Origin of the sequence: Streptomyces cyaneofuscatus, assembly GCF_033109485.1 — a bacterium.
Classification (GTDB): Bacteria; Actinomycetota; Actinomycetes; order Streptomycetales; family Streptomycetaceae; genus Streptomyces; species Streptomyces cyaneofuscatus.
Genome location: NZ_CP137002.1, coordinates 7,132,992 through 7,153,638, shown reverse-complemented (window position 1 = coordinate 7,153,638; position 20,647 = coordinate 7,132,992). Strand labels below are relative to the sequence as shown.

The window sequence follows — 20,647 nt, the reverse complement described above, 5'->3', positions numbered from 1 at the left end:
CACCACACCAGGGGGCAACACGTGTCCGACACCACCGCCCGGAGCGCCACCCACCTCACCCGGCGGCTGGTCCAGCTGTACGTCGGCCTGACGCTGTACGGGGCGAGTTCGGCGCTCCTCGTCCGCGCCGAACTCGGCCTGGAGCCGTGGGGCGTCCTGCACCAGGGCCTCACCGAGCTGACCGGCATCTCGATCGGCGTCGTCTCGATCATCGTCGGCGCGATCGTGCTGCTGCTGTGGATACCGCTGCGGCAGCGCCCCGGGCTCGGCACCGTCTCCAACGTCTTCGTGGTCGGCCTGGCGATGGACGGGACGCTCGCCCTCGTCGGCGACCTCGACGGCTACGGGGTCCGGATCCCGGTGCTGGTCCTGGGCATCGTGCTCAACGGGGTGGCGACCGGGCTCTACATCGCCGCCCGCTTCGGCCCCGGTCCGCGCGACGGACTGATGACCGGGCTGAACCGGGTCACCGGCCGCTCCATCCGGCTGATGCGTACGGTGATCGAGGTGGCCGTCGTCGTCACCGGCTTCCTGCTGGGCGGCTCGCTCGGGGCCGGTACGGTCCTGTACGCCCTGGCGATCGGCCCGCTGGCCCAGCTCTTCCTGCGGGTCTTCGAACTCCCCGCGCCCGCCCCGGTGACCCTCACCCCGGCGCCGCCCGCCGGACCCGACCCCGTTGCCACCCCTCCATCCGGGCAGGCCATACTGCCGCAGTGAAACCGAGCCGCCACCCCTATCTGGATCACGCGACACCCATTGCCTTCGCCCACCGCGGCGGTGCGGCGGACGGGGTGGAGAACACCGCGGCCGCCTTCCGCCGGGCGGCGACCGCGGGGTACCGCTACTTCGAGACCGACGTCCACACCACGGCGGACGGCCGTCTCGTCGCCTTCCACGACCCGACGCTCGACCGGGTCACCGACGCCACGGGCAGGATCTCCGCGCTGCCCTGGAGCGAGGTGTGCCGGGCCAGGGTCGGGGGCACCGAACCCCTCCCCCTCTTCGAGGAGCTGCTGGAGGAGTTCCCCGAGGCCCGCTGGAACGTGGACGTCAAGGCGGAACCGGCCCTGGAACCCCTCCTGGAGCTGATCCGCAGGACCGACGCCTGGGACCGGGTCTGCGTCGGCTCGTTCTCGGAGGCCCGGGTGGCCCGTGCGCACCGCCTGGCGGGCCCGCGCCTGGCCACCTCGTACGGAGTGCGCGGCGTGCTGGGGCTGCGGCTGCGCTCGTACGGGATCCCGGCGCCGCTGCGCACGGGCGCGGTCTGTGCGCAGGTTCCCGAGCGCCAGGGCGGCATCCCGGTCGTCGACGCCCGTTTCGTCCGTACGGCGCACGCGCTGGGGCTCCAGGTGCACGTCTGGACGGTCAACGAGCCCGAACGGATGGCGGCCCTCCTGGACCTCGGGGTGGATGGCATCATGACCGATCACATCGAGACGCTGCGTACGGTGCTGAGCGAGCGGGGGGCCTGGGCCTGACGCCGGGCCCGTCCGCGTCCGCACGCGAGAACCGAGGGGGCGCGGGTTGAGCACCGGGACCAAAGGAACGGCCGATCCGGCCGGGCAGCCGCCGGGCGACGGGCCGGCCGCCGCCCGCAAACGCGAGCAGCACGGCTGGTACTTCTACGACTTCGCCTGCTCCGTCTACTCCACCAGTGTGCTGACCGTCTTCCTCGGTCCGTATCTGACCTCGATCGCCAAGGCGGCGGCCGATCTTGACGGCTTCGTGCACCCGCTGGGCATACCCGTGAGGGCGGGCTCGCTGTTCGCGTACTCCGTCTCGGCCTCCATCGTGGTGGCCGTCATCCTGATGCCGATCGTGGGCGCGGCGGCGGACCGTACGGGCCGGAAGAAGCCGCTGCTGGCGGCGGCCGCCTATACAGGTGCCGCGGCGACGGCGGGGATGTTCTTCCTGGACGGCCACCGCTATCTGCTGGGCGCGTTCCTGCTCATCGTGGCGAACGCCTCGATCTCCGTGTCGATGGTCCTCTACAACGCCTATCTGCCGCAGATCGCCGGGCCGGAGGAACGGGACGCGGTCTCCTCGCGCGGCTGGGCCTTCGGCTACACCTCGGGCGCCCTGGTCCTCGTCCTCAACCTGATCCTGTACACCGGCCACGAGTCCTTCGGCCTCGCGGAGTCCGACGCGGTGCGGATCTGCCTCGCGTCGGCGGGTGTGTGGTGGGGCGCTTTCACCCTCGTACCGCTGCGCAGGCTGCGCGACCGGCGGGTGGCACCGGACGGCGAGGGGGCGGTCGGCTCCGGCTGGAAGCAGTTGATGGCGACCCTGAAGGACATGCGGCGCCACCCGCTGACGCTCTCGTTCCTGCTCGCGTACCTCGTCTACAACGACGGCATCCAGACGGTCATCTCCCAGGCCTCCCTGTACGGCTCCGAGGAGCTGGGCCTCGACCAGACGACCCTGATCGTCGCCGTCCTGCTGGTGCAGATCCTGGCGGTGGCGGGGGCGCTCGGCATGGGCCGGCTCGCCCGGGTGTACGGCGCCAAGCGCACCATCCTGGGCTCACTCGTCGTATGGACCGCGATCCTGCTCTCCGCCTATCTGCTGCCCGCCGACGCGCCCGTCTTCTTCTTCGTTCTCGCGGCGGCCATCGGGCTCGTGCTGGGCGGCAGCCAGGCGCTGTCCCGCTCACTCTTCTCCCACCTGGTGCCGCGCGGCAAGGAGGCGGAGTACTTCTCGGCGTACGAGATGAGCGACCGGGGTCTGAGCTGGCTGGGGCCCCTGGTGTTCGGTCTGGCGTACCAGCTGACGGGCAGCTACCGGGAGGCGATCATCTCGCTGATCGTGTTCTTCGCCCTCGGCGCGGTGCTGCTCGCGCGGGTGCCGGTACGGCGTGCGATCACGGCCGCGGGCAATCCCGTGCCGGAACGGATTTAGACGTTGAAGTCAAAGGCCGGTAGTGTACGCCTTTGGCCTGCCCGGAGGACCGTTACTGCGAGTGGAAGCAGCTCAACCGTTGGGTGACACCACCCTCCAGAGGTGACAAACCGGGCAAGGGTGGGTACTCAACCCAGATAAAGCAGCGGCACGAACGGGCGACGCATGACCGGCGACGGGAATCTTTGCCAGCGACCGGACGTTGACCGGATGACGACGACAGCGACATTTTGTCCTGTGGGCGACAAGCCCGGGAGGCACGATTCATGAGTGAGCGAGCTCTTCGCGGCACGCGACTTGTGGTTACCAGCTACGAGACGGACCGCGGCATCGATCTGGCCCCGCGCCAGGCGGTGGAGTACGCATGCCAGAACGGACATCGATTCGAGATGCCGTTCTCGGTGGAGGCGGAAATTCCGCCGGAGTGGGAGTGCAAGGCGTGCGGCGCCCAGGCACTCCTGGTGGACGGGGATGGCCCCGAGGAGAAGAAGGGCAAGCCTGCGCGTACGCACTGGGACATGCTCATGGAGCGGCGCACGCGTGAGGAGCTCGAGGAGGTGCTGGCCGAGAGGCTGGCGGTTCTGCGCTCCGGAGCCATGAACATCGCCGTGCACCCGCGGGACAGCAGGAAGTCTGCCTGACCGCGTAGCACCACCGCACTCCGCGTAACCATCGCATCGAGCGCGACAACAGCACAGCACAAGAGCCGCGGGCCGTGACACAGAACGTGTGTCACGGCCCGCGGCTCTTTATCTCCGTCCGGCGCCGGCCCGCCCGGGCCTCAGGGCGTGAGCGGCGGGCGCGGGCCCCGGGGGTCGTCATCGGGGCCGGAGGGGCGGGAAGGGGGCTGTGTGCCATCCTCGCGGATGACCTCCCCCTGAACGACCTTCCCGTCCGGCCGGTGCATACGGGCCTGCTGGAAGGCGTCCGAAAGGCTGCCGGGGGACGCGGCCCGCATCCGGCGCTCGAGGGATCGTTCCGCCCGGCGGCTGATCGCGGTGCGGACGGGCGGGATGAGCAGGAGGAGACCGGCCGCGTCCGAGATGAGGCCGGGGATCAGGAGCAGCAGTCCGCCGAGCATCAGCAGGCCGTTGCCCTGGGATGCCTTTCCTCCGGTGACCTGCGGGGCCTCGGTGGCGCCGGGCTGCCCCGGCATCTGCTGGAGGGTCTCGGTGAGGTTCTTGAAGGCGCGGCGCCCGGCGCGCTTGATCACCACGGTGCCGAGCACCGCCCCGGCGACCAGGAGCAGCAGGACGGTGAGCCCGCCGGCGGCCGAGGCGACCACGGTCAGCAGCCAGATCTCCAGGACCAGCCAGGCGGCGAGGGCCAACGGCAGGAATCTACGGGCGCGCGAGCGCCGGGGACGGGTCGGGGGCGGAGTGCCGGTCGTCATGCAACCAGTGTGCCCGTACGGAGGTGGAAGCGGCGTAAGGGGGTGATCATGGACCGGCCAGTACGCGCCGGGGTTCAGGGTTTCTTCCGGCCCAGGACCTTGTTGGCGCGGGAGGTGATGCCCCAGCCGGTGACCCGCCACAGCGCCTCGACGAGGATGTCCCGGCTCATCTTGGAGTCGCCGACCTCGCGGTCCACGAAGGTGATGGGGACCTCGACCACGTGGTAGCCGGCTTCCACGGAGCGGCGGGCCAGGTCGACCTGGAAGCAGTACCCCTGGGAGGCGACCTCCTCGAGTCCGAGGCCCTGGAGGGTCTCGGTCCGGAAGGCGCGGTAGCCGCCGGTGACGTCGCGGACGGAGAGGCCGAGGGCGAGGCGGGAGTAGAGGCTGCCGCCGCGGGAGATGGCCTCGCGGCTCTTGGGCCAGTTGACGACGCGGCCGCCGGGCACCCAGCGGGAGCCGAGGACGAGGTCGGCGCCCTTGAGCGCGGTGAGCAGCCGGGGCAGCTCCTCGGGCTGGTGGGAGCCGTCTGCGTCCATCTCGACGAGGACGCCGTAGCCGTGCTCGGTGCCCCAGGAGAAGCCCGCGAGGTAGGCGGCGCCGAGCCCTTCCTTGCCCTTGCGGTGCAGGACGTGGACCTGCTCGTCGGCGGCCGCGATCTCGTCGGCCGCCTTTCCGGTGCCGTCGGGGCTGTTGTCGTCGGCCACCAGGATGTCGGCATCCGGCACGGCCGTGCGCACCCGGTCGACGATCGGCCTGATGTTCTCGACCTCGTTGTAGGTCGGAATGATCACCAGGACCTTGCCGAGCGGGCCGAACTGCCTCTGACCGCCGTCGTTCACTACTGCCCCTTAGAGTCCGTACACAGGGGGACACCATATCCAGCACACCGCCCCGGAGCTCCTACGCGGTCGCGTGGGCGCGTGGCACAGGCCGGGCAGATGGACGGAACTGCGGACAGAAACACGCGATGACACGCGTGGGAACTGCGGATCGGGGCCCGGCGCCCTTCGGGCCGACCTGGGACCCGCTGGCTGCGGGTCGACCGAAAGCCGTTGTCTACTGAACGTCCGGGCCCCACCCGGGTCGCACCCTCCGTCCGGCTGAAACCTTCCCTCGCCCCCGAGGCGCGGGCGCTGAACCTGGCTGTCAGTGATGGTGGGCCGGTGCGGCACACCACCCCATGACCCAGCGGCGTTCGACGACTGCGTGGAGGTTTAACCGGTCGGACGTCCTGTGGTGGACCCGGCCGAACCTACCGGCCTGTGGGCGCGTTCTGTCAACACCCGTGCGACCTGGGCCTTTTGCCCAAATTGCCTGGTCAGTGCCCGGGATGCGCAGGTCGGGAACGCGTGCCCGAGCCATCGATCGGCGGTACGGAACCCTCCGACGTCACTCGTTCGGTCGCATGTAGACCGTGTGTCCGGAGACCACGGTCCGCAGGCAGACCGGCAGTTCGGCGCCGGGGGTCAGATCCGGCAGCCCGGGCGTGCCGGAGCGGGGATCGGTGGACCAGCGGGCGACCCGGTCGTCGGGGGCCTGGACCAGGAGTTCGGCGGTCCGCCAGACGGCGTAGTCGGCGGGTGCCCCCGGCACCAGGAGCCCGGCGTCGTCGCGGCCGATGGCCCGCCAGCCGCCCCGGGTGTGCGCGGTGAAGCCGGCCCGGACGGAGATGCGGTGCTCCGGGGTGCGGTGGTGGGCGGCGGCCCGGACGGTGCCCCAGGGGTCGAGCGGGGTGACCGGGCTGTCGGAGCCGAAGGCGAGCGGAACTCCGGCGCGCAGGAGGGCGGCGTACGGGTTCAGGGTGGCGGCCCGCTCGGCGCCCAGGCGCTGGGCGTACATGCCCTCGGGGCCGCCCCAGGCGGCGTCGAAGGCGGGCTGGACGGAGGCGGTGAGCCCCAGCTCGGCGAAGGCGGCGATCGTCTCGGGGGTGAGCATCTCGGCGTGCTCGACCCGGTGGCGGGCGGCGCGGATCCGCGCGAGGCCGAGCGTCTCGGCGGCGGCCCGTACGCCCTCCACGACGGCGGTGACGGCCGCGTCGCCGATGGCGTGGAAGCCCGCCTGGAGGCCGGCCTCGGTGCAGGCGGTGACATGGGCGGCGATGCGGGCGGCGTCCAGGTGGGCGGTGCCGGTCTGCGGGTCGTCGGCATACGGCTCGTGCAGGCAGGCGGTGTGGGAGCCGAGGGAGCCGTCCACGAAGAGGTCGCCGGCCGCGCCGATCGCGCCGAGCTCCCGGATGCGGCGGGCGCCCTTCTCGTCGGCGATCTCCTCGGCCCAGAGACCGAAGACCCGGGGTCCGGGCCGCTCGGCGGCGAGGGCCAGGAGGGAGGTGAAGTCCTCCTCGTCGGAGATCTCGGGTCCGGCGCACTCGTGGAGGGTGCCGATGCCGAGGGAGGCGGCGTGGTCGAGCGCGGCGCGCTGGGCAGCGGTGCGCTGCGCAGGGGTGAGCGCGTTGTGCGCGGCGGCGCGTACGGCGTGGTGGGCGTCGCCGGTCAGGGGGGCGTCGGGGTGGTATCCGGCCATCCCGGTGACGCCAGGGACGAGGTCCAGCAGGGCGGTGGTGACGACGGCGGAGTGCACGTCGATCCGGGGCAGGTAGAGGGCGCGGCCGCCGGACGCCTCGTCGAGCTCGGCGCGCGAGGGGTGGCGCTGTTCGGGCCACCGCGCGGCGTCCCAGCCGTGGCCGAGGAGGACGTCGGTGGCGGCGTGCCGGTTCGCGAACGCACGGACGAGGCCGAGGGCTTCGGGGAGCGTACGGGCGCCGGAGAGGTCGAGCCCGGTGAGGGCCAGGCCGGTCGCGGTGGTGTGGACGTGGGCGTCGGTGAACGCCGGGGTGACCAGGGCGCCCTCCAGGTCGACGACTTCGTCGACGCCGCTCGCGAAGGCGTCGGCGGCCCCTTCGGAGCCCACCCAGGCGACGTGCCCGCGCTCCACGACCATCGCGGTGGCGAACGGGTCGGCCGGGCTGTGGACGTCTCCCCCGCGCAGCAGCAGGGTGCGGTGTTCGGGGGCGCTCTGGGGGGCGGTGCTCTCGGTCATGGGACCAGTCTCGCGCCTGCCCGGTTCGGGCAGGCCCGCGGCCCCCTCAGACGCGCGGGGGGCGCGCCTCGTACGGGGTGGACAGGACCACCGTCGTCCGGGTCGAGACGCCCGCCAGCGTACGGATCCTGGTGAGCAGGTGCTCCAGCTCCAGCGGGGTCGCCACGCGCACCTTGAGGATGTAGTTCTCGTCCCCGGCGACGCTGTGGCAGGCCTCCAGCTCCGGCACCCCCGCGAGCCGCTCCGCGATGTCGTCGGGCGCGCTGGGGTCGAACGGCTTCACCGAGATGAACGCGGTGAGGGGCAGCCCGACGGCCTCGGGGTCGACGACGGCGGCATAGCCGCGGATCACCCCGCGCTGCTCAAGCCGGCGAACGCGCTGATGAACGGCCGAGGTGGACAGGCCGGTGGCCTTGCCCAGGTCGGTGTAGCTCATCCGCCCGTCCTTGACGAGCAACTCCACAATCTGACGGTCCAGCTCCTCCATGCGGATCAACCTATGGCCCCGGGTGCCTGTCGGCACAGTCGCGCGGGTCACGGAACGGCACCTGCGGGGGGCATGTGACGAACGCCACAGACCTACGGGTCGGTAGCGGGCCCCCTCGCGGTTATCGGCCACGGGCGGAGGGAAGTGCTTGCTGTGGTCGTGGCCGTGGCGCTGTGCCGGCCCACCCGAGGGGGGAAGATCCCATGCAGAGCATGAAGCTCACCGGACGTACCGAACCGGAGCCTGTCGATCCCGACGAGGACGACGGCGCCGATGTGTACGACATGTTCGAGATGTTCCGGGTGGTCTGCCCGGACTGCGCCCAGCCGATCGCCCTGCTGGCCGACGAGGACGTCCTGCCGGAGCACGCCCGGTGCCCCACCCCGTGGAACCCGTTCGTGCTCACCGTCTGCTCCGGCACCGGCCGCCTCGCGGCGGACGCCCGGCCCGCCGACGAGACGCTGGAACCCCAGGAGCAGGAGGCGGCGCTCCTGCTGACGCTCCCCCAGGGGCTCGACTGGCGGCTGCAGCCCTTCTCGCACACCGGCGGCCCCGGCTCCCGCCCGCTGCGGGTGGACCGGATGCGGCGCGAGGCCGCCTGAACCGCCGCCCGCGGCCGTAGGGACGTTCCCGGCGGGTGCCCACGGGCACCCGCCGAACTGGCACTCGGTTCACGGCGGCAGTGACCCGTGCCCGCCCCGGGGCGTTGACCCCGTATGACGACGCTGCATTCACCAGTCGGCTCGGGGCGCCGCCGTCTCGCTCCCCCGGCACCCGAAGAATCGGTTCGGCAGCCGCAGCCGCTGCCCCGGTCGACGGGGAACTCCCCGATGGCCTCCCCCGTCGACCCGCCCATCTACAGCGCCCTGCTGCGGGACTGGCGCGGCAGCGGCCGGACCGTGCCGGGCCACCGCGACCAGGAGTGGAACCAGGCCGCCGCGCTCCCCGCCTGGTCCGACCGGCCCCCAGGGGGTCTCCGGCCCTCAGGGGGTGTCGGACACCCCCTGAGGGTCAGCGGGTCTCCGCACCCGCGAGGTGACGGGCGATGACCATGCGCTGGATCTGATTGGTGCCTTCCACGATCTGCAGCACCTTGGCCTCGCGCATCAGCCGCTCGACCGGGAAGTCCAGCGTGTAGCCGTAGCCGCCGAGCACCTGGACGGCGTCGGTGGTCACGCGCATGGCCGCGTCCGTGCAGAAGAGCTTCGCCATGGCCGCCTGGCGGGAGAAGGCCTCTCCCGCGTCGCGCAGCCGTGCCGCCTCCAGGTAGAGCGCCCGGCCGGCCTCGATCTGGGTGGCCATGTCCGCGAGCATGAAACGCAGCCCCTGGAAGTCCGCGATGGGGCGGCCGAACTGGCGCCGGTCGGTGGCGTACCGCACGGCCTCGTCCAGGGCCGCCTGGGCGACCCCGATCGCGCAGGCGGCGATGCCCAGGCGCCCGGAGTCGAGCGCGGACAGGGCGATGGCGAAGCCCTGGCCCTCGGCGCCGATGCGGCGGTCGTCACCGACCCGTACGCCGTCGAAGTTGAGCTGGGCCGTGGGCGACCCCTTCATCCCCATCTTCTTCTCGGGGAGCGCGGCGTTGAGGCCTTCGGCGTCGCCGGGGACGAGGAAGGCCGTGATGCCGCGGGGGCCGTCCACGCCGGTGCGGGCGAGCACGGTGTAGAAGTCGGCGACGCCGCCGTGGGTGATCCACGCCTTGGTGCCGGTGATGACCCAGTCCTCGCCGTCGCGTACGGCCTTGGTGCGCAGGGAGGCCGCGTCGGAGCCGGAGGCCGGCTCGGAGAGGCAGTAGGCGCCCAGCAGACCGCCGGAGAGCATCGCGGGAAGGTGCGCGGCCTGCTGCTCCTCGGTGCCGTAGCCGGCGAGCGCGTGGCAGGCCAGGGAGTGGACGCTGACGCCGAGGCCGACGGTGAGGCGGGCCGCGGCCAGCTCCTCCAGTACCTGGAGGTAGACCTCGTAGGGCTGGTCGCCGCCGCCGTGGGCGGAGCCGTAGGGAAGTCCGAGGAGACCGGATTCGGAGAGGAGGGTGAAGACCTCGCGCGGGAAGTGGCCCGCATCCTCCTCCTCGGCCGCCCGGGGGGCGATCTCCTTGGACACGATGTCGCGGACGAGCGCGACGAGCTGCCGGGACTCCTCGGTGGGCAGACGGCGTTCCACCGGCTGCGGGGCACGGTCGGACATGACGGCGCTCTCCTCCCTGTCGGGCGTTGCGACGGTCGCGCGCTCGGGGTGTGAGAGGCGCCGCCGGGTGATCTCCCGGAACGGAGCCGGGAAAAGCAGACTGCCCAGCCGATCCTGCCCTCCCGGGTCTCGGGGGGCGCGGGTCAGCGGCTGTGGCGGGTTGAGTATGCCCGATCGGATGCCTCCCGTCACGGGGTGACGTGCTGGTCGGAGGGGTGGGAGCGGTCCGCGAAGATCCGCGAATTGGTCCGAACCATTGACCCAACTGGTCTAGTCCTTCTACGGTTCCAGCGAACGCCTTACCGCGTTCATGCCAAACCGGGCACGTACGGCCCGGCGTTCGGCCCGCACCCCCCACGCACCAGCCCTCCCCCCACGAGGAGCCACGATGCTCACACTGCACCGTCCCCGCGCCCGGCTCCGGGCGCTCGCCGCGGCCGCCTGTACGGCGGCGCTCGGCGCCACCCTGCTCGGCGTCGCGGGCATGTCCCCGGCCGGCGCGGCCCCCGCCGCACAGCCTCCCGCGGCCCCCGCCGCCGAGGCCGCCCCCACAGCGGCCGGCGACAAGGTGATCGGTTACTTCACCAACTGGGGCACGTACGACCGCGATTACCACGTCAAGAACATCGTGACGTCAGGTTCGGCGGACAAGCTCACCCACATCAACTACGCCTTCGGCAACGTGCAGAACGGCAAGTGCACGATCGGCGACTCCTACGCAGACTACGAGAAGGCCTACACCGCCGAGGAGTCCGTCGACGGGGTCGCCGACGCCTGGGACCAGGAACTGCGCGGCAACTTCAACCAGTTGCGCAAGCTGAAGGAGCTCCACCCGGACATCAAGGTCCTCTGGTCGTTCGGCGGCTGGAGCTGGTCGGGCGGGTTCGGTGAGGCCGCGCAGAACCCGGCCGCGTTCGCGAAGTCCTGCTACGACCTGGTCGAGGACCCGCGGTGGGCCGATGTCTTCGACGGCATCGACATCGACTGGGAGTACCCCAACGCCTGCGGTCTGACCTGTGACACGAGCGGCCGGGACGCCTACGGCGAACTGCTCGGCGAGCTGCGCAAGTCCTTCGGGAACGACAACCTGATCACCTCGGCGATCACCGCGGACGGCTCCGACGGCGGCAAGATCGACGCGGTGGACTACGCGGGCGCGGCGCAGCACCTCGACTGGTACCTGCCGATGACGTACGACTTCTTCGGCGCATTCGCGGCGCAGGGCCCCACGGCGCCGCACTCCCCGCTGACCTCCTACCCGGGCATCCCGACGGAGGGCTTCAACTCCGACGCGGCGATCTCCAAGCTGAAGTCGCTGGGCATCCCGTCGGAGAAGCTCCTGCTCGGCATCGGCTTCTACGGCCGTGGCTGGACCGGCGTCACCCAGACCGAGCCGGGCGGCAGCGCGACCGGCGCGGCGAAGGGCACGTACGAGGACGGCATCGAGGACTACAAGGTCCTGAAGGGCAGCTGCCCCGTCTCGGGCACGGTGGCCGGTACGGCGTACGCCCACTGCGGGAACGACTGGTGGAGCTACGACACCCCGGAGACCATCGGCACCAAGATGGACTACAAGAACGAACAGGGCCTGGGAGGCACGTTCTTCTGGGAGCTGAGCGGTGACACCGCGAACGGCGAGCTGATCAAGGCGATCGACTAGCCGTCACGCGGAGTGCGGGGGCGGGGTGCCGGACAGACGCCCCGCCCCTTCGGCGTCCCCGGCGTCCTCGGCGTCCCCGGCGCCCTCGGCGTTCTCGCGCCCGAGCCTCACATGAAGGTTGCGTTGCCAGCTCCGGGAAGTGATTGACGCTCTTTCGGCGGCCTCCGTACGTTACGGCCAGACCGGCTCCGTACCGCTGCCTCTTGCTGCACAGGGAACCCCATCGTGGCCACCGCCCGCACGCCTCTCGCCGTCCTGGACCTCGTGCCGGTCTCCACCGGATCGACGGCCGGACAGGCGTTACGCAACAGTCTCGACCTGGCCCGCCGGGCCGAGCGACTCGGCTACAGCCGCTACTGGTTCGCCGAGCACCACCTCAACCCCGGGGTCGCGGGCACCTCGCCGGCCGTGCTGCTGGCGCTCGCCGCGGCGGTGACGTCGGACATCCGGCTCGGCTCCGGAGCGCTCCAACTCGGGCACCGTACGGCCCTGTCGGCGGTGGAGGAGTTCGGGCTGCTGGACGCGGTGCACCCGGGCCGCTTCGACCTGGGGCTCGGGCGGTCGGGCGGGCCGGCGGAGAGGGGTACGCCGGTGGCGGACGGGGTGGCGGAGGCGGCGGCCACCGTCGACGGACGCGCCCCCAACGGGCTGCTCGTTCCGGAGCGTTACTCCAACGAGCACCTGCTGCGCTCACCGCTCCTCGCCCTGCACCGGAAGCTGCTCCAGCTGCCGGGCGCCGAGTCGCAGCCGTACGACGAGCAAGTGGGCGACATCCTGGCCCTGTTGGAGGGCACCTACGCACCCGACGCGGGGTTCGAGACGCAGGTGGTGCCGGGGGAAGGGGCCGCGCTGCAACTGTGGGTCCTGGGCAGCAGCGCCGGGATCAGTGCGCAGGTGGCCGGCGCCAACGGCCTCCGCTTCGCGGCCAATTACCACGTCAGCCCGGGCACGGTGCTGGAGGCCGTCGAGGGGTACCGGCAGGCGTTCAAGCCCTCGGCCGGGCTGGACCGGCCCTATGTGAGCGTCTCCGCCGATGTGGTGGTCGCCGAGGACGAGGGCACCGCCCGCGAACTGGCCACCGGATACGGCCTGTGGGTGCGCAGCATCCGCAGCGGCGAGGGCGCCATCGCGTTCCCGACGCCGGAGGAGGCCCGCCGCCACATCTGGAGCGAGGAGGACCGGGCGCTGGTCGCGGACCGCACCGCGACCCAGTTCATCGGCACGGCACCCCACGTGGCCGAGCAGCTGCGGACCCTTCGGGACGCCACGGGGGCGGACGAGCTGATCGTCACGACCATCACGCACGGCCACGCCGACCGGGTGCGCAGCTTCGAGCTGCTCGCCGCGGAATGGGGCCTCACGGCCGGGTGAGGCGCCGGAGGTACGTCCGGTGGGCCTCCCAGGAGGGAGGCCCACCGGGAACGGTGCCGGCTAGTGCCTGCCCCACCCGGGGCGGGAGGTCGTCCCGTCCAAGGTCAGTTCGAACTGGTCGTAGCGGGCCATGAGGTCGAGCAGCTCGTCCTCGGTGGGCCGGTTCCCGTCCGCGTAGAGCTCGGCGAGTCCCCGGAAGTACTCCTCGCGGTTGATGGCGGGCGTGAAGATGATGAGCATGGTCGCCTGGTCCTGATAAGGGTTGCGGAACCCGTGCGACATGTTCTCGGGGACGTTCACATAGGTGCCCGGTGGCGCGGCGAACGTCTCCCCGTCCAGGTGCAGTTCGACGACACCGTCCAGGACGTAGAAGGCTTCGAGCTGCTCGCGGTGGATGTGCGGCGAGGCGCCCGGGGCGCCCGGCTCCATGCGGTGCTCGAAGAGGCCGAGGCGGTCGTCGGTCTCACCGCCGACGGCCTTGAACGTGGTCTTCGTGGTCGTGCCGATCTGCACCGCTTCGCCTTCACCGGGCAGCAATATGCGGGGAAGCATGGTCATCCGGACTCACTCCTCAATCTTCGCGACGGTTTCGGTGTCCCGCGCCTGGCCGGCCGACTCCTCATCGGCGGCGGCCTCCAGCAGGGACAGATATCTCTCGCCGGTGTCGGGGAAGACCGTGACGATGGTCTTGCCGGCGTAGTCGGGCCTCTCGGCCAGGAGGCGGCAGGCGTGGGCCGCGGCTCCGGAGGAAACGCCCACCAGGAGGCCGAACGTGCGGGCCAGGAAGCGTGCGGTGGAGAAGGCCTCGTCGTCGGAGACGGTCACGACCTCGTCGATCACCTCGACATCCGTCGTGTCGGCGACGAACCCGCCGTTGAGCCCCGGGATGCGGTGCAGGCCGCCCCAGCCCTCGCTGAGGACGGGCGAGCGCACCGGCTCGACCGCGACCACCCTGAGGTCCGGGTTCCGCTCCTTGAGGTAGCGGGCGGTGCCGCTCAGGGTGCCTCCGGTGCCGACGCCGCAGACCAGGACGTCCACCGTGCCCTCGGTGTCGTTCCAGATCTCCGGTCCGGTGGTGGCGTAGTGCGCAGCTACGTTGTCCGGGTTCTCGTGCTGGCAGGCGAACCAGGACCCCGGCCGCTCGCGGTGGATCTCCTGGGCCTTCTCGATCGCCGCCGTGTAGCCCTGCTCGTGGGGGGTCCGGACGACTTCCGCGCCGAACGCGCGCAGCAGTTGCACCCGTTCGTTGGTGGCGTTGTCCGGGAGCACGATGACGCAGGTGTAGCCCCGGGCGGCGCACAGGGCGGCGAGCGAGATACCGGTGTTCCCCGAGGTGGCCTCCACGACGGTGGAGCGGCCGGGGACCAGCTCGCCGCGTTTCTCGGCCGCCTCCAGCATGTACAGCCCGGTGCGGTCCTTCACGCTGGAGAGGGGGTTCGCCATCTCCAGCTTGGCGTAGACGGTCGTGCCGGAGGCGGTCCCGCCCAGGTCGAGCCGGATGGTGGGGGTGGAACCGATCAGATCGTCCAGCGACGATGCGGGCCTGCGTCGGTCCGGGACGGGCATGGGCTTCTCCGTTTCGGTGGATCGGGTCGCCCCGGCGCGGGTCACCGGGGGCGGGGCACCAGGAGCGGTCACCAGGCGGGGGCACGAGGAGCGGGGAGCCAGGAAGGGGTCACCAGGCGGGGAAGAGGACGGACACCTCCCTCGTCCCTCGCGGCGGGTGGGGCCGCTGCGGCGCGTGCCGGGGGCGCGGCACGGTGGCCACCGGTGCCAGCACCCGGGAGTGGCTCGGCACATCGCGGACGACGAGGGCCTGGGCGCCGACGACGGTGTCGTGCCCGACGGTGATCGGCCCGAGCAGGGTGGCGTTGGCGCCGATCACCACCCGGTCGCCCACCTCGGGGTGGCGGCGCGCGTCCCGCGGCCGGGCCTCGTCGTGCCACCAGCCGACCGAACCCAGCGTGACCTGGTGGAAGACCGTGACGTCGTCGCCGACGACGGCGGTCTCGCCGATCACCACTCCCGCGCCGTGGTCGACGAAGAAGCCTCGGCCGATCCGGGCGCCGGGGTGGATCTCGATCCCGCCCGACGCCAGCCGCGCGGCGACGGAGACGAGCCGCGCGGTGCGGCGCAGCCCCCGCCGGTGCAGCCGGTGCGCCACGCGGTGGCCCCAGACGGCGGGGACGGCGGGGTGCAGGAGGGCCTCGGTGCGCGAGTGCACCGACGGGTCGCGGGACCTGATCATGTCGAGGTCGCCGACCGCCCGGCGGTAGAGCCCGGGCGGGCTCACCGCGGTTCCTCCGCGCCGCGCGGGCGGCTGCCCGCGACCGGCTCGGCCGCCGCGGCTCCGGTCTCGGCTTCGGAGGCCGCCGCCGGAGCCGCCGGCGCCGGTTCCTTGGAGCGGAGCTGCCGCAGCCGGTTCTCCGCGTACGCCACACCCGCCAGCACGACCAGGCCGCCGACCAGCAGGTTCCAGGTGACGGACTCGCCGAGCGCCACCACGCCGATGAGCACGGAGGCGACCGGGACCACGTAGTTCACGGCCGACGCGGTGGTGGCGCCGACGTCGCCGATGAGCCGGAAGTACAGCACGTACGCCAGGCCGGTGCTGAACAGGCCGAGCGCGACGATGCTGAGCGTCACCTTGAGGGTGAACTCCGGGGTGTGCCAAGTGAGGAAGGGGGTGACGACGGCCTGCAGCACGGTCGCGGCCAGGAGCTGGGAGGCCGCGGCGGCCATCGGGGCGAGACCGAGCGGGGAGAGGAACTTGCGTACGTAGACGAAGCCGCACGCGTAACTGAGTGCGGCGCCGAGGCAGGCGAGCTGGCCGCCGAAGGAGCCGAGGGCGTCGGTCCACGGTCCGATCAGGACCACCACACCGGCGAATCCGATGAGGAGGCCGAGCACCTTGCGCCGGGTCGCCCGCTCGGTGGGCAGCGCCGCGGCCGCGATCGTCAGGGTCAGCAGCGGGGTCGCCCCGATGAGGACGCCCGCGATACCGGCCCCGGTGGTCTGTTCACCGTAGGAGAGCAGCAGGAACGGGATGACGTTGCCGAAGAGGGCCGCGGCGGCGACATGGCCCCAGACGCCGGCGGACCGGGGAAGGCCGATCTTGCGGAACGCGACGATGGCGAGCAGCACGGCGGCGCCGAGCACCAGTCGGCTGAGCACGAGCTGACCGGGGGTCAGCCCGTCCAGGGACACCTTGATGAAGGTGAAGCTGCCTCCCCACAGAAATGCCAGCAGCAGGAACCGGCCGACGGTTGCGTTCTTCATGCACCCTCCCTTTGGGATACGGAATTCATTCGTGTGTCACCGAACACCTCAGTAGTTCGGTGTCTTGTGCAGCAGGTCCTTTCGCTGCACTATCTCCGGCAGGTAGACGCGTTCGTTCCACACTTCTTTCTCCACCGGTTCGAGGGCGACCGATATCACTCCCTCGTCGCAGCGGAAGGCACTTTTCACCGCCCTGGTGACCGCCTCCACCAGCTCCGAACGCTGGTCCTCGCTGAGTGGGACGGGGAAGAATTTGATGTTGACGTGCGGCACGACGGTTTCCTCTTTCCTCGCGGAGAGACGGTGGCGGATCTGCTGGACCAGTTCCTTCAGTCCGGGGCTTCTGAGCATGGTGTAGTGCCCGCTCGACAGTTCGACCACATCGGGCTCCACCTCGGAATATCCCTGGCTGCTCTCGATGAACGAATAGTCGTCACCGCGCGCCTTGAAGATCGTGATCGGCGCCTTGATCCTCCGTTCACGGAGTTCCTCGAAGGTGTAGCGCAGGGAGAAGGTGGAGCGGACCACCTGGATGATTCTCTTCACGAGTTCGGTGTCGAGGTCCGGCCGTTCCGCGCGGATGAATTCCGTGAAGCTGTCGTCGTCCTCGGCGTAGGCCACGCAGGCGTCCGCCTCCTCGCCGGTGATGGTGCCGGCGAAGACGGAGTGGAGGATGCGCACATACGCCTTGTTGGTATAGACGGGGTCGTCGCCGTGCGCGAGGGATTCGGCGTTCGTCTGCGGGATGAGGGGGGATCCGGGAGCCAGCAGGAAGAGGTTCTCGACCGTTCCGCCCGCCTGCTCGATCTGGTGGGCGGCCTCGAAGGCCACGCGGGCGCCGAAGGAGTACCCCCATAACGTGTACGGGCCTGTCTCCTGGAGTCGCTGGATGGCGCGCACATCGGCGGCGGCCATCTCCTGGATGGTGGCGTAAGGGATTTCCCCCGGGTTGATTCCGTAGGACTGCACTCCGTGGAACGGGCGGCCGATGTCCAGTTCCCCGGCGAGGAACCGCAGGTTCATGGTGTAGCCGCCGAGGCCCGGCCAGCAGAACACCGGATTTCCGGTGCTTTCGGAATGGAGGCGCACGAGCCGTGATGCGGGTTCGGTGTCGGTGCTTTCGAGCGCGAGGGCGAGTTTCTCGACGGTCGGCGACTCGAACAGGATCTGGAGCGGCAGCGCGCTCCCGAACTCCCGGTTGATCCTGTTGACGAGTCCGACGGCCAGGAGGGAATTTCCGCCGGAGGCGAAGAAGTCGTCGTGCACCGAGGAGCCGTCGCGCTTCATCACCTTCTCCCAGATGTCCCGGACCCTCTCCTCGGTCCTCGTCCTGGGTGCGACGAAGACGCGATCGGTGGTCGCGGCGGCGATCCGTTCCGAGGACGCGAGCGCCTTCGCATCGATCTTTCCGTTGGCGGAGAGGGGAAGTGCGTCCATGACGACGACCCGGTTCGGCATCATGTAGTCGGGCAGAAAGCGGCTGAGATCCTCCCGGACGATCTCCGCAGGACCCTTCATGTGCACGATGTCCTCGCGCATTCCCTCGCTGCGCAGCTGCCCCTCGCTGATGCGCCCGCCCACGGAGAAGTACGACGCTCCGGCCTTCTCCCCCAGGGCCCCGAGAATGCCCGTCATCCTGACCGCGGCCGGCAGGTCGTGTCCGGTCTTCGAGCTGTATCCGGAGGCCATCAGACCGATGTGGAGGTCGTTCATCTGGAGGTGCTGGAGTGCCCGGCCGAGATCGATGTAGTCGAGCCACGTCTCCCGTGCGCGGCTGATGACGGTGACCCCGAACGAGGACCTCTCGTACACCTGCTGATTGATCGCGATGACATGTCTCTTGTGGATCAGCGCGTCCGAGATCCGTTCCAGCCCACCGTTCCGGTACCGGTACTGGCCCTCGGGCAGACCGGCGACCTTGCCGGCGTGCGCCTGGACGTAGATCTCGGCTGGGGGTCCGGGGCGTACGGCGGTGAGCGGGAGCACCTCGAACGTCCCGAGGTAGAAGTCCTCGTCGGCGCAGTCCAGCCGGTCCAGGGTGGCCGGTTCGTACGTCCCTGTCGCCAGGCCGAGTCCGTAGGCGGGGAGCACCCGGTCTAAGAGACCGGCCATGTGGCCCGCCTCGATCTCCAGGACCTCGGCGATGTTGTTCTTGTAGACAGGCTCGATGGCCTGGCGCTTCCCCACGAAGTGCAGCCTGATCCGCGCCGCCGCCCCCGGGGTCTCCGGCTTCGGGCTGATCAGGATCAGCCGGTGCTCCACCGGGTGGTAGTAGTGGAAGCCGGGGCGCAGGAAGGGGATGCCGTCGGCCTCCAGGTAGAGCTGGGTCGCGTACAGGGCGCCCGGTGACGCGTAGGCGTACTTCGGCAGGAGACGTTCCTCGCTGATGAACTGCCCGAAGTTGCGCAGGAGTTCACCGAGCTCGGACAGGTCCAGCGCGCCGACGTCCCGGGATGCCCCGGCGGGCTCGCCGGTCCCGTCGGGTCCCGCGAGCAGGGCGAGAAGGTCGGCCGCGGTGATGTCACCGCCGTCGAAGGACCGGTAGGTCTTCCGGCCGAAGGCGAGCTGCCGCTGCTCGGGGGTGGGGACCGAGCCGGGCAGATCGACCGTCACCCTGCCGTCGGTGTCCTGGTCCTCCCGCAGACCCGGATTCGCGAGCTGGGCCCTCACCTGGAGCTTGCTCTCCTTGGACTGATGGTGAGCGCCGTGACGGCCCTGGTCCATCAGCGCCGCTTCCTTGGGGCTCAGCTCGATGCAGGCGATCAGGTTCTGGAATCCGGTGGAGGGGTCCTCCTTGACGAGAACCGCGGCATTCTTGACCCAGTCGTGGGTCTCGATCGCCAGCCGTATCTCGTCCAGTTCGACCCTGAATCCGCGCAGCTTGATCTGATTGTCCGCCCGGCCGGCGAAATGGACGGCACCGTCGTCGTCCCGGTGGGCGAGGTCTCCCGTCCGGTACAGCCTGACCGGGACGTCTTCACCGTCGACGGTGTGCTCGATGAATCTTTCCGCGGTCAGGTCCGGCCGGTTCAGATATCCGCGGGCGAGCTGGACTCCCTCGATGTGGAGCTCGCCGACTTCACCGGAACGCACCGGATTGCGGTGCTTGTCGAGAATATGGAACCGGGTTCCCCGGACCGGGCTGCCGATGGAGATTACCTGCGGGCCCTCGGCGAGCGTTCGCCGGTCGACCGTGAAAGCCGACGCGTTGACCGTGGTCTCGGTCGGCCCGTACAGATTGGTCAGCGCGCTCCCGGGCAGCGTCTCCACGAATTTCTGCGCGAGGTTCCGGGAAAGCGCTTCGCCGCCGCTGAAGACCCGGGTGAGCGAGGTGCAGGTGCGGAAGTCGTCGGTGTCCAGAAGCGCCTGCAACAGCGTGGGGACGCACTGCAGTGCGGTGACCCGGTGCCTGATGACGGTGTCGATGATTCTTTCGGGGTCGCGGTACAGGCCGGGACCGCCCACGACGACCGTGCTTCCGCAGGCGGGGGCGAGGATCTCCCACTGCGCCGCGTCGAAGCTCATCGGCGTCTTCTGCAGGACGGTGGTCGAGCGGTCCAGCACTCCGGACTCCGCCAGCCAGCGCATCTGGTTGACGATGCCGCGCTGCTCGATCATCACGCCCTTCGGCTTTCCCGTGCTGCCCGAGGTGTAGATGACGTACGCGAGACGATCCGGCGTGAGGTCCGCGGGCACCGTCCACGCGGGCGGCGGGCCGGCGGAGGTACGGGCCGCCGCCGCGCCGGCCGGGCTGATGACCCTGGTGCCGGGCGGGGCCAGCAGGGCAAGTCTCGGCCGGAGTTCCTCCGACGCGATGACCACGCGCACCCCGGAGTCCTCGATCATGTAGCGGAGGCGTTCTTCGGGGTATTCGGGCGAGAGCGGGAGGTAGGCGCCGCCTGCGAGGAGGACGCCCCAGATGCTCGTCATCAATTCGATCGACGGTTCGACGAAGATTCCGACGGAATCATCGGGAACGACCCCGAGATTCAGCAGATAATCCGCGATGACCGAACTGTGCGCGGCAAGGTCGCGGTAGCTGAGGTGCTCGTCTCCTTGAACGACAGCTGTGCGGTCTGGATGGTCCCGCACCTGCCGCAGAAGAAGGCGAGGGAGGCTCTGTTCTCCGGCGGTATCACGTTCCGTCTGGTCGACGTCATTGATGGCCATGGTCTTCTTTCGCCTCGAAAGAAAAAGGGGCTCGGGAGCCACGGAATGGGTGGCCGATTCACGCCCATGTAAGGGTCTCTCACTCCGCGCCTTGCATTCAACCACCCATGGGGCCATGATGCTGCAAACAGCAACCTGCACGGGGGTAAAGATGGACAGAAACGAC

At 70.6% G+C, this 20,647-nt stretch carries 17 protein-coding genes; 7 read left to right on the top strand and 10 right to left on the bottom strand.

Annotation, left to right across the window (positions count from 1 at the left end; translation table 11 throughout):
• The first annotated feature begins 21 nt into the window (after positions 1–21).
• From yczE to R2B67_RS31595, 4 genes are all read left to right on the top strand, one after another.
• Positions 22–717 (top strand): membrane protein YczE, encoded by a 696-nt coding sequence (gene yczE / locus R2B67_RS31610; protein ID WP_317822786.1) that lies wholly within the window; start codon positions 22–24, stop codon positions 715–717.
• Positions 714–1,478, top strand: coding sequence for a glycerophosphodiester phosphodiesterase family protein (locus R2B67_RS31605; RefSeq protein WP_317822784.1), 765 nt, complete (start codon positions 714–716; stop codon positions 1,476–1,478). Before yczE ends, R2B67_RS31605 begins: the two co-directional genes overlap by 4 nt.
• Positions 1,479–1,524: 46 nt before the next feature.
• Positions 1,525–2,898, top strand: coding sequence for an MFS transporter (locus R2B67_RS31600; RefSeq protein ID WP_317822777.1), 1,374 nt, complete (start codon positions 1,525–1,527; stop codon positions 2,896–2,898).
• 266 nt (positions 2,899–3,164) lie between these two features.
• A complete protein-coding gene (locus R2B67_RS31595) occupies positions 3,165–3,539 on the top strand; it encodes an RNA polymerase-binding protein RbpA (protein WP_003959706.1) in 375 nt (124 codons plus the stop codon).
• A 140-nt stretch (positions 3,540–3,679) separates the two neighbouring features.
• Here R2B67_RS31595 and fxsA read toward each other — a convergent pair whose 3' ends face one another.
• The 4 genes from fxsA to R2B67_RS31575 form a co-directional block, all read right to left on the bottom strand.
• Entirely contained in the window at positions 3,680–4,291 is a 612-nt protein-coding gene (gene fxsA / locus R2B67_RS31590) for an FxsA family membrane protein (RefSeq protein WP_317822767.1), read from the bottom strand.
• Positions 4,292–4,365: 74 nt separating this feature from the next.
• The gene (locus tag R2B67_RS31585; RefSeq protein WP_317822763.1) at positions 4,366–5,133 is read right to left on the bottom strand and encodes a polyprenol monophosphomannose synthase; all 768 of its coding nucleotides are present in this window, start codon (positions 5,131–5,133) and stop codon (positions 4,366–4,368) included.
• Positions 5,134–5,683: 550 nt separating this feature from the next.
• On the bottom strand, positions 5,684–7,330 hold the full coding sequence (locus tag R2B67_RS31580) for an amidohydrolase (RefSeq protein WP_317822759.1): 1,647 nt from the start codon (positions 7,328–7,330) through the stop codon (positions 5,684–5,686).
• A 46-nt stretch (positions 7,331–7,376) separates the two neighbouring features.
• Positions 7,377–7,817, bottom strand: coding sequence for an Lrp/AsnC family transcriptional regulator (locus R2B67_RS31575; protein ID WP_015607305.1), 441 nt, complete (start codon positions 7,815–7,817; stop codon positions 7,377–7,379).
• Between the two features lie 203 nt (positions 7,818–8,020).
• Here R2B67_RS31575 and R2B67_RS31570 point away from each other — a divergent pair, with 203 nt between their 5' ends.
• Positions 8,021–8,419, top strand: a complete 399-nt coding sequence (locus R2B67_RS31570; RefSeq protein WP_018512519.1) for a hypothetical protein — start codon at positions 8,021–8,023, stop codon at positions 8,417–8,419.
• Positions 8,420–8,828: 409 nt separating this feature from the next.
• On the opposite strand, the gene R2B67_RS31565 is transcribed toward R2B67_RS31570, so the two are convergent.
• Positions 8,829–10,001 (bottom strand): acyl-CoA dehydrogenase family protein, encoded by a 1,173-nt coding sequence (locus tag R2B67_RS31565; protein ID WP_317822758.1) that lies wholly within the window; start codon positions 9,999–10,001, stop codon positions 8,829–8,831.
• 388 nt (positions 10,002–10,389) lie between these two features.
• On the opposite strand from R2B67_RS31565, the gene R2B67_RS31560 reads away from it, so the two are divergent.
• Both R2B67_RS31560 and R2B67_RS31555 read left to right on the top strand, forming a co-directional pair.
• On the top strand, positions 10,390–11,661 hold the full coding sequence (locus tag R2B67_RS31560; RefSeq protein ID WP_317822757.1) for a glycoside hydrolase family 18 protein: 1,272 nt from the start codon (positions 10,390–10,392) through the stop codon (positions 11,659–11,661).
• A gap of 225 nt (positions 11,662–11,886) precedes the next feature.
• Positions 11,887–13,032 (top strand): LLM class flavin-dependent oxidoreductase, encoded by a 1,146-nt coding sequence (locus tag R2B67_RS31555; RefSeq protein ID WP_317822755.1) that lies wholly within the window; start codon positions 11,887–11,889, stop codon positions 13,030–13,032.
• A gap of 60 nt (positions 13,033–13,092) precedes the next feature.
• Here R2B67_RS31555 and R2B67_RS31550 read toward each other — a convergent pair whose 3' ends face one another.
• The 5 genes from R2B67_RS31550 to R2B67_RS31530 form a co-directional block, all read right to left on the bottom strand.
• Entirely contained in the window at positions 13,093–13,590 is a 498-nt protein-coding gene (locus tag R2B67_RS31550; protein WP_128851613.1) for a cupin domain-containing protein, read from the bottom strand.
• 6 nt (positions 13,591–13,596) lie between these two features.
• Positions 13,597–14,598, bottom strand: coding sequence for a cysteine synthase A (gene cysK / locus R2B67_RS31545; RefSeq protein ID WP_237324886.1), 1,002 nt, complete (start codon positions 14,596–14,598; stop codon positions 13,597–13,599).
• A 109-nt stretch (positions 14,599–14,707) separates the two neighbouring features.
• Positions 14,708–15,325 (bottom strand): serine O-acetyltransferase EpsC, encoded by a 618-nt coding sequence (gene epsC, locus R2B67_RS31540; protein ID WP_109976936.1) that lies wholly within the window; start codon positions 15,323–15,325, stop codon positions 14,708–14,710.
• Complete coding sequence (locus R2B67_RS31535; RefSeq protein WP_317822743.1) at positions 15,322–16,311, bottom strand: DMT family transporter; 990 nt, start codon at positions 16,309–16,311, stop codon at positions 15,322–15,324. Before R2B67_RS31535 ends, epsC begins: the two co-directional genes overlap by 4 nt.
• 48 nt (positions 16,312–16,359) lie before the next feature.
• Entirely contained in the window at positions 16,360–20,481 is a 4,122-nt protein-coding gene (locus tag R2B67_RS31530) for an amino acid adenylation domain-containing protein (protein WP_317825002.1), read from the bottom strand.
• Positions 20,482–20,647 lie beyond the last annotated feature (166 nt).

What these genes read in the sequence shown, in the direction of transcription:
- R2B67_RS31530 (WP_317825002.1), bottom strand. Translation starts at nt 20,481, where the DNA reads ATGGCCATCAATGACGTCGACCAGACGGAACGTGATACCGCCGGAGAA.
- R2B67_RS31595 (WP_003959706.1), top strand. Translation starts at nt 3,165, where the DNA reads ATGAGTGAGCGAGCTCTTCGCGGCACGCGACTTGTGGTTACCAGCTAC.
- R2B67_RS31560 (WP_317822757.1), top strand. Translation starts at nt 10,390, where the DNA reads ATGCTCACACTGCACCGTCCCCGCGCCCGGCTCCGGGCGCTCGCCGCG.
- R2B67_RS31580 (WP_317822759.1), bottom strand. Translation starts at nt 7,330, where the DNA reads ATGACCGAGAGCACCGCCCCCCAGAGCGCCCCCGAACACCGCACCCTG.
- R2B67_RS31550 (WP_128851613.1), bottom strand. Translation starts at nt 13,590, where the DNA reads ATGACCATGCTTCCCCGCATATTGCTGCCCGGTGAAGGCGAAGCGGTG.
- R2B67_RS31570 (WP_018512519.1), top strand. Translation starts at nt 8,021, where the DNA reads ATGCAGAGCATGAAGCTCACCGGACGTACCGAACCGGAGCCTGTCGAT.
- R2B67_RS31535 (WP_317822743.1), bottom strand. Translation starts at nt 16,311, where the DNA reads ATGAAGAACGCAACCGTCGGCCGGTTCCTGCTGCTGGCATTTCTGTGG.
- R2B67_RS31565 (WP_317822758.1), bottom strand. Translation starts at nt 10,001, where the DNA reads ATGTCCGACCGTGCCCCGCAGCCGGTGGAACGCCGTCTGCCCACCGAG.
- fxsA (WP_317822767.1), bottom strand. Translation starts at nt 4,291, where the DNA reads ATGACGACCGGCACTCCGCCCCCGACCCGTCCCCGGCGCTCGCGCGCC.
- R2B67_RS31575 (WP_015607305.1), bottom strand. Translation starts at nt 7,817, where the DNA reads ATGGAGGAGCTGGACCGTCAGATTGTGGAGTTGCTCGTCAAGGACGGG.
- cysK (WP_237324886.1), bottom strand. Translation starts at nt 14,598, where the DNA reads ATGCCCGTCCCGGACCGACGCAGGCCCGCATCGTCGCTGGACGATCTG.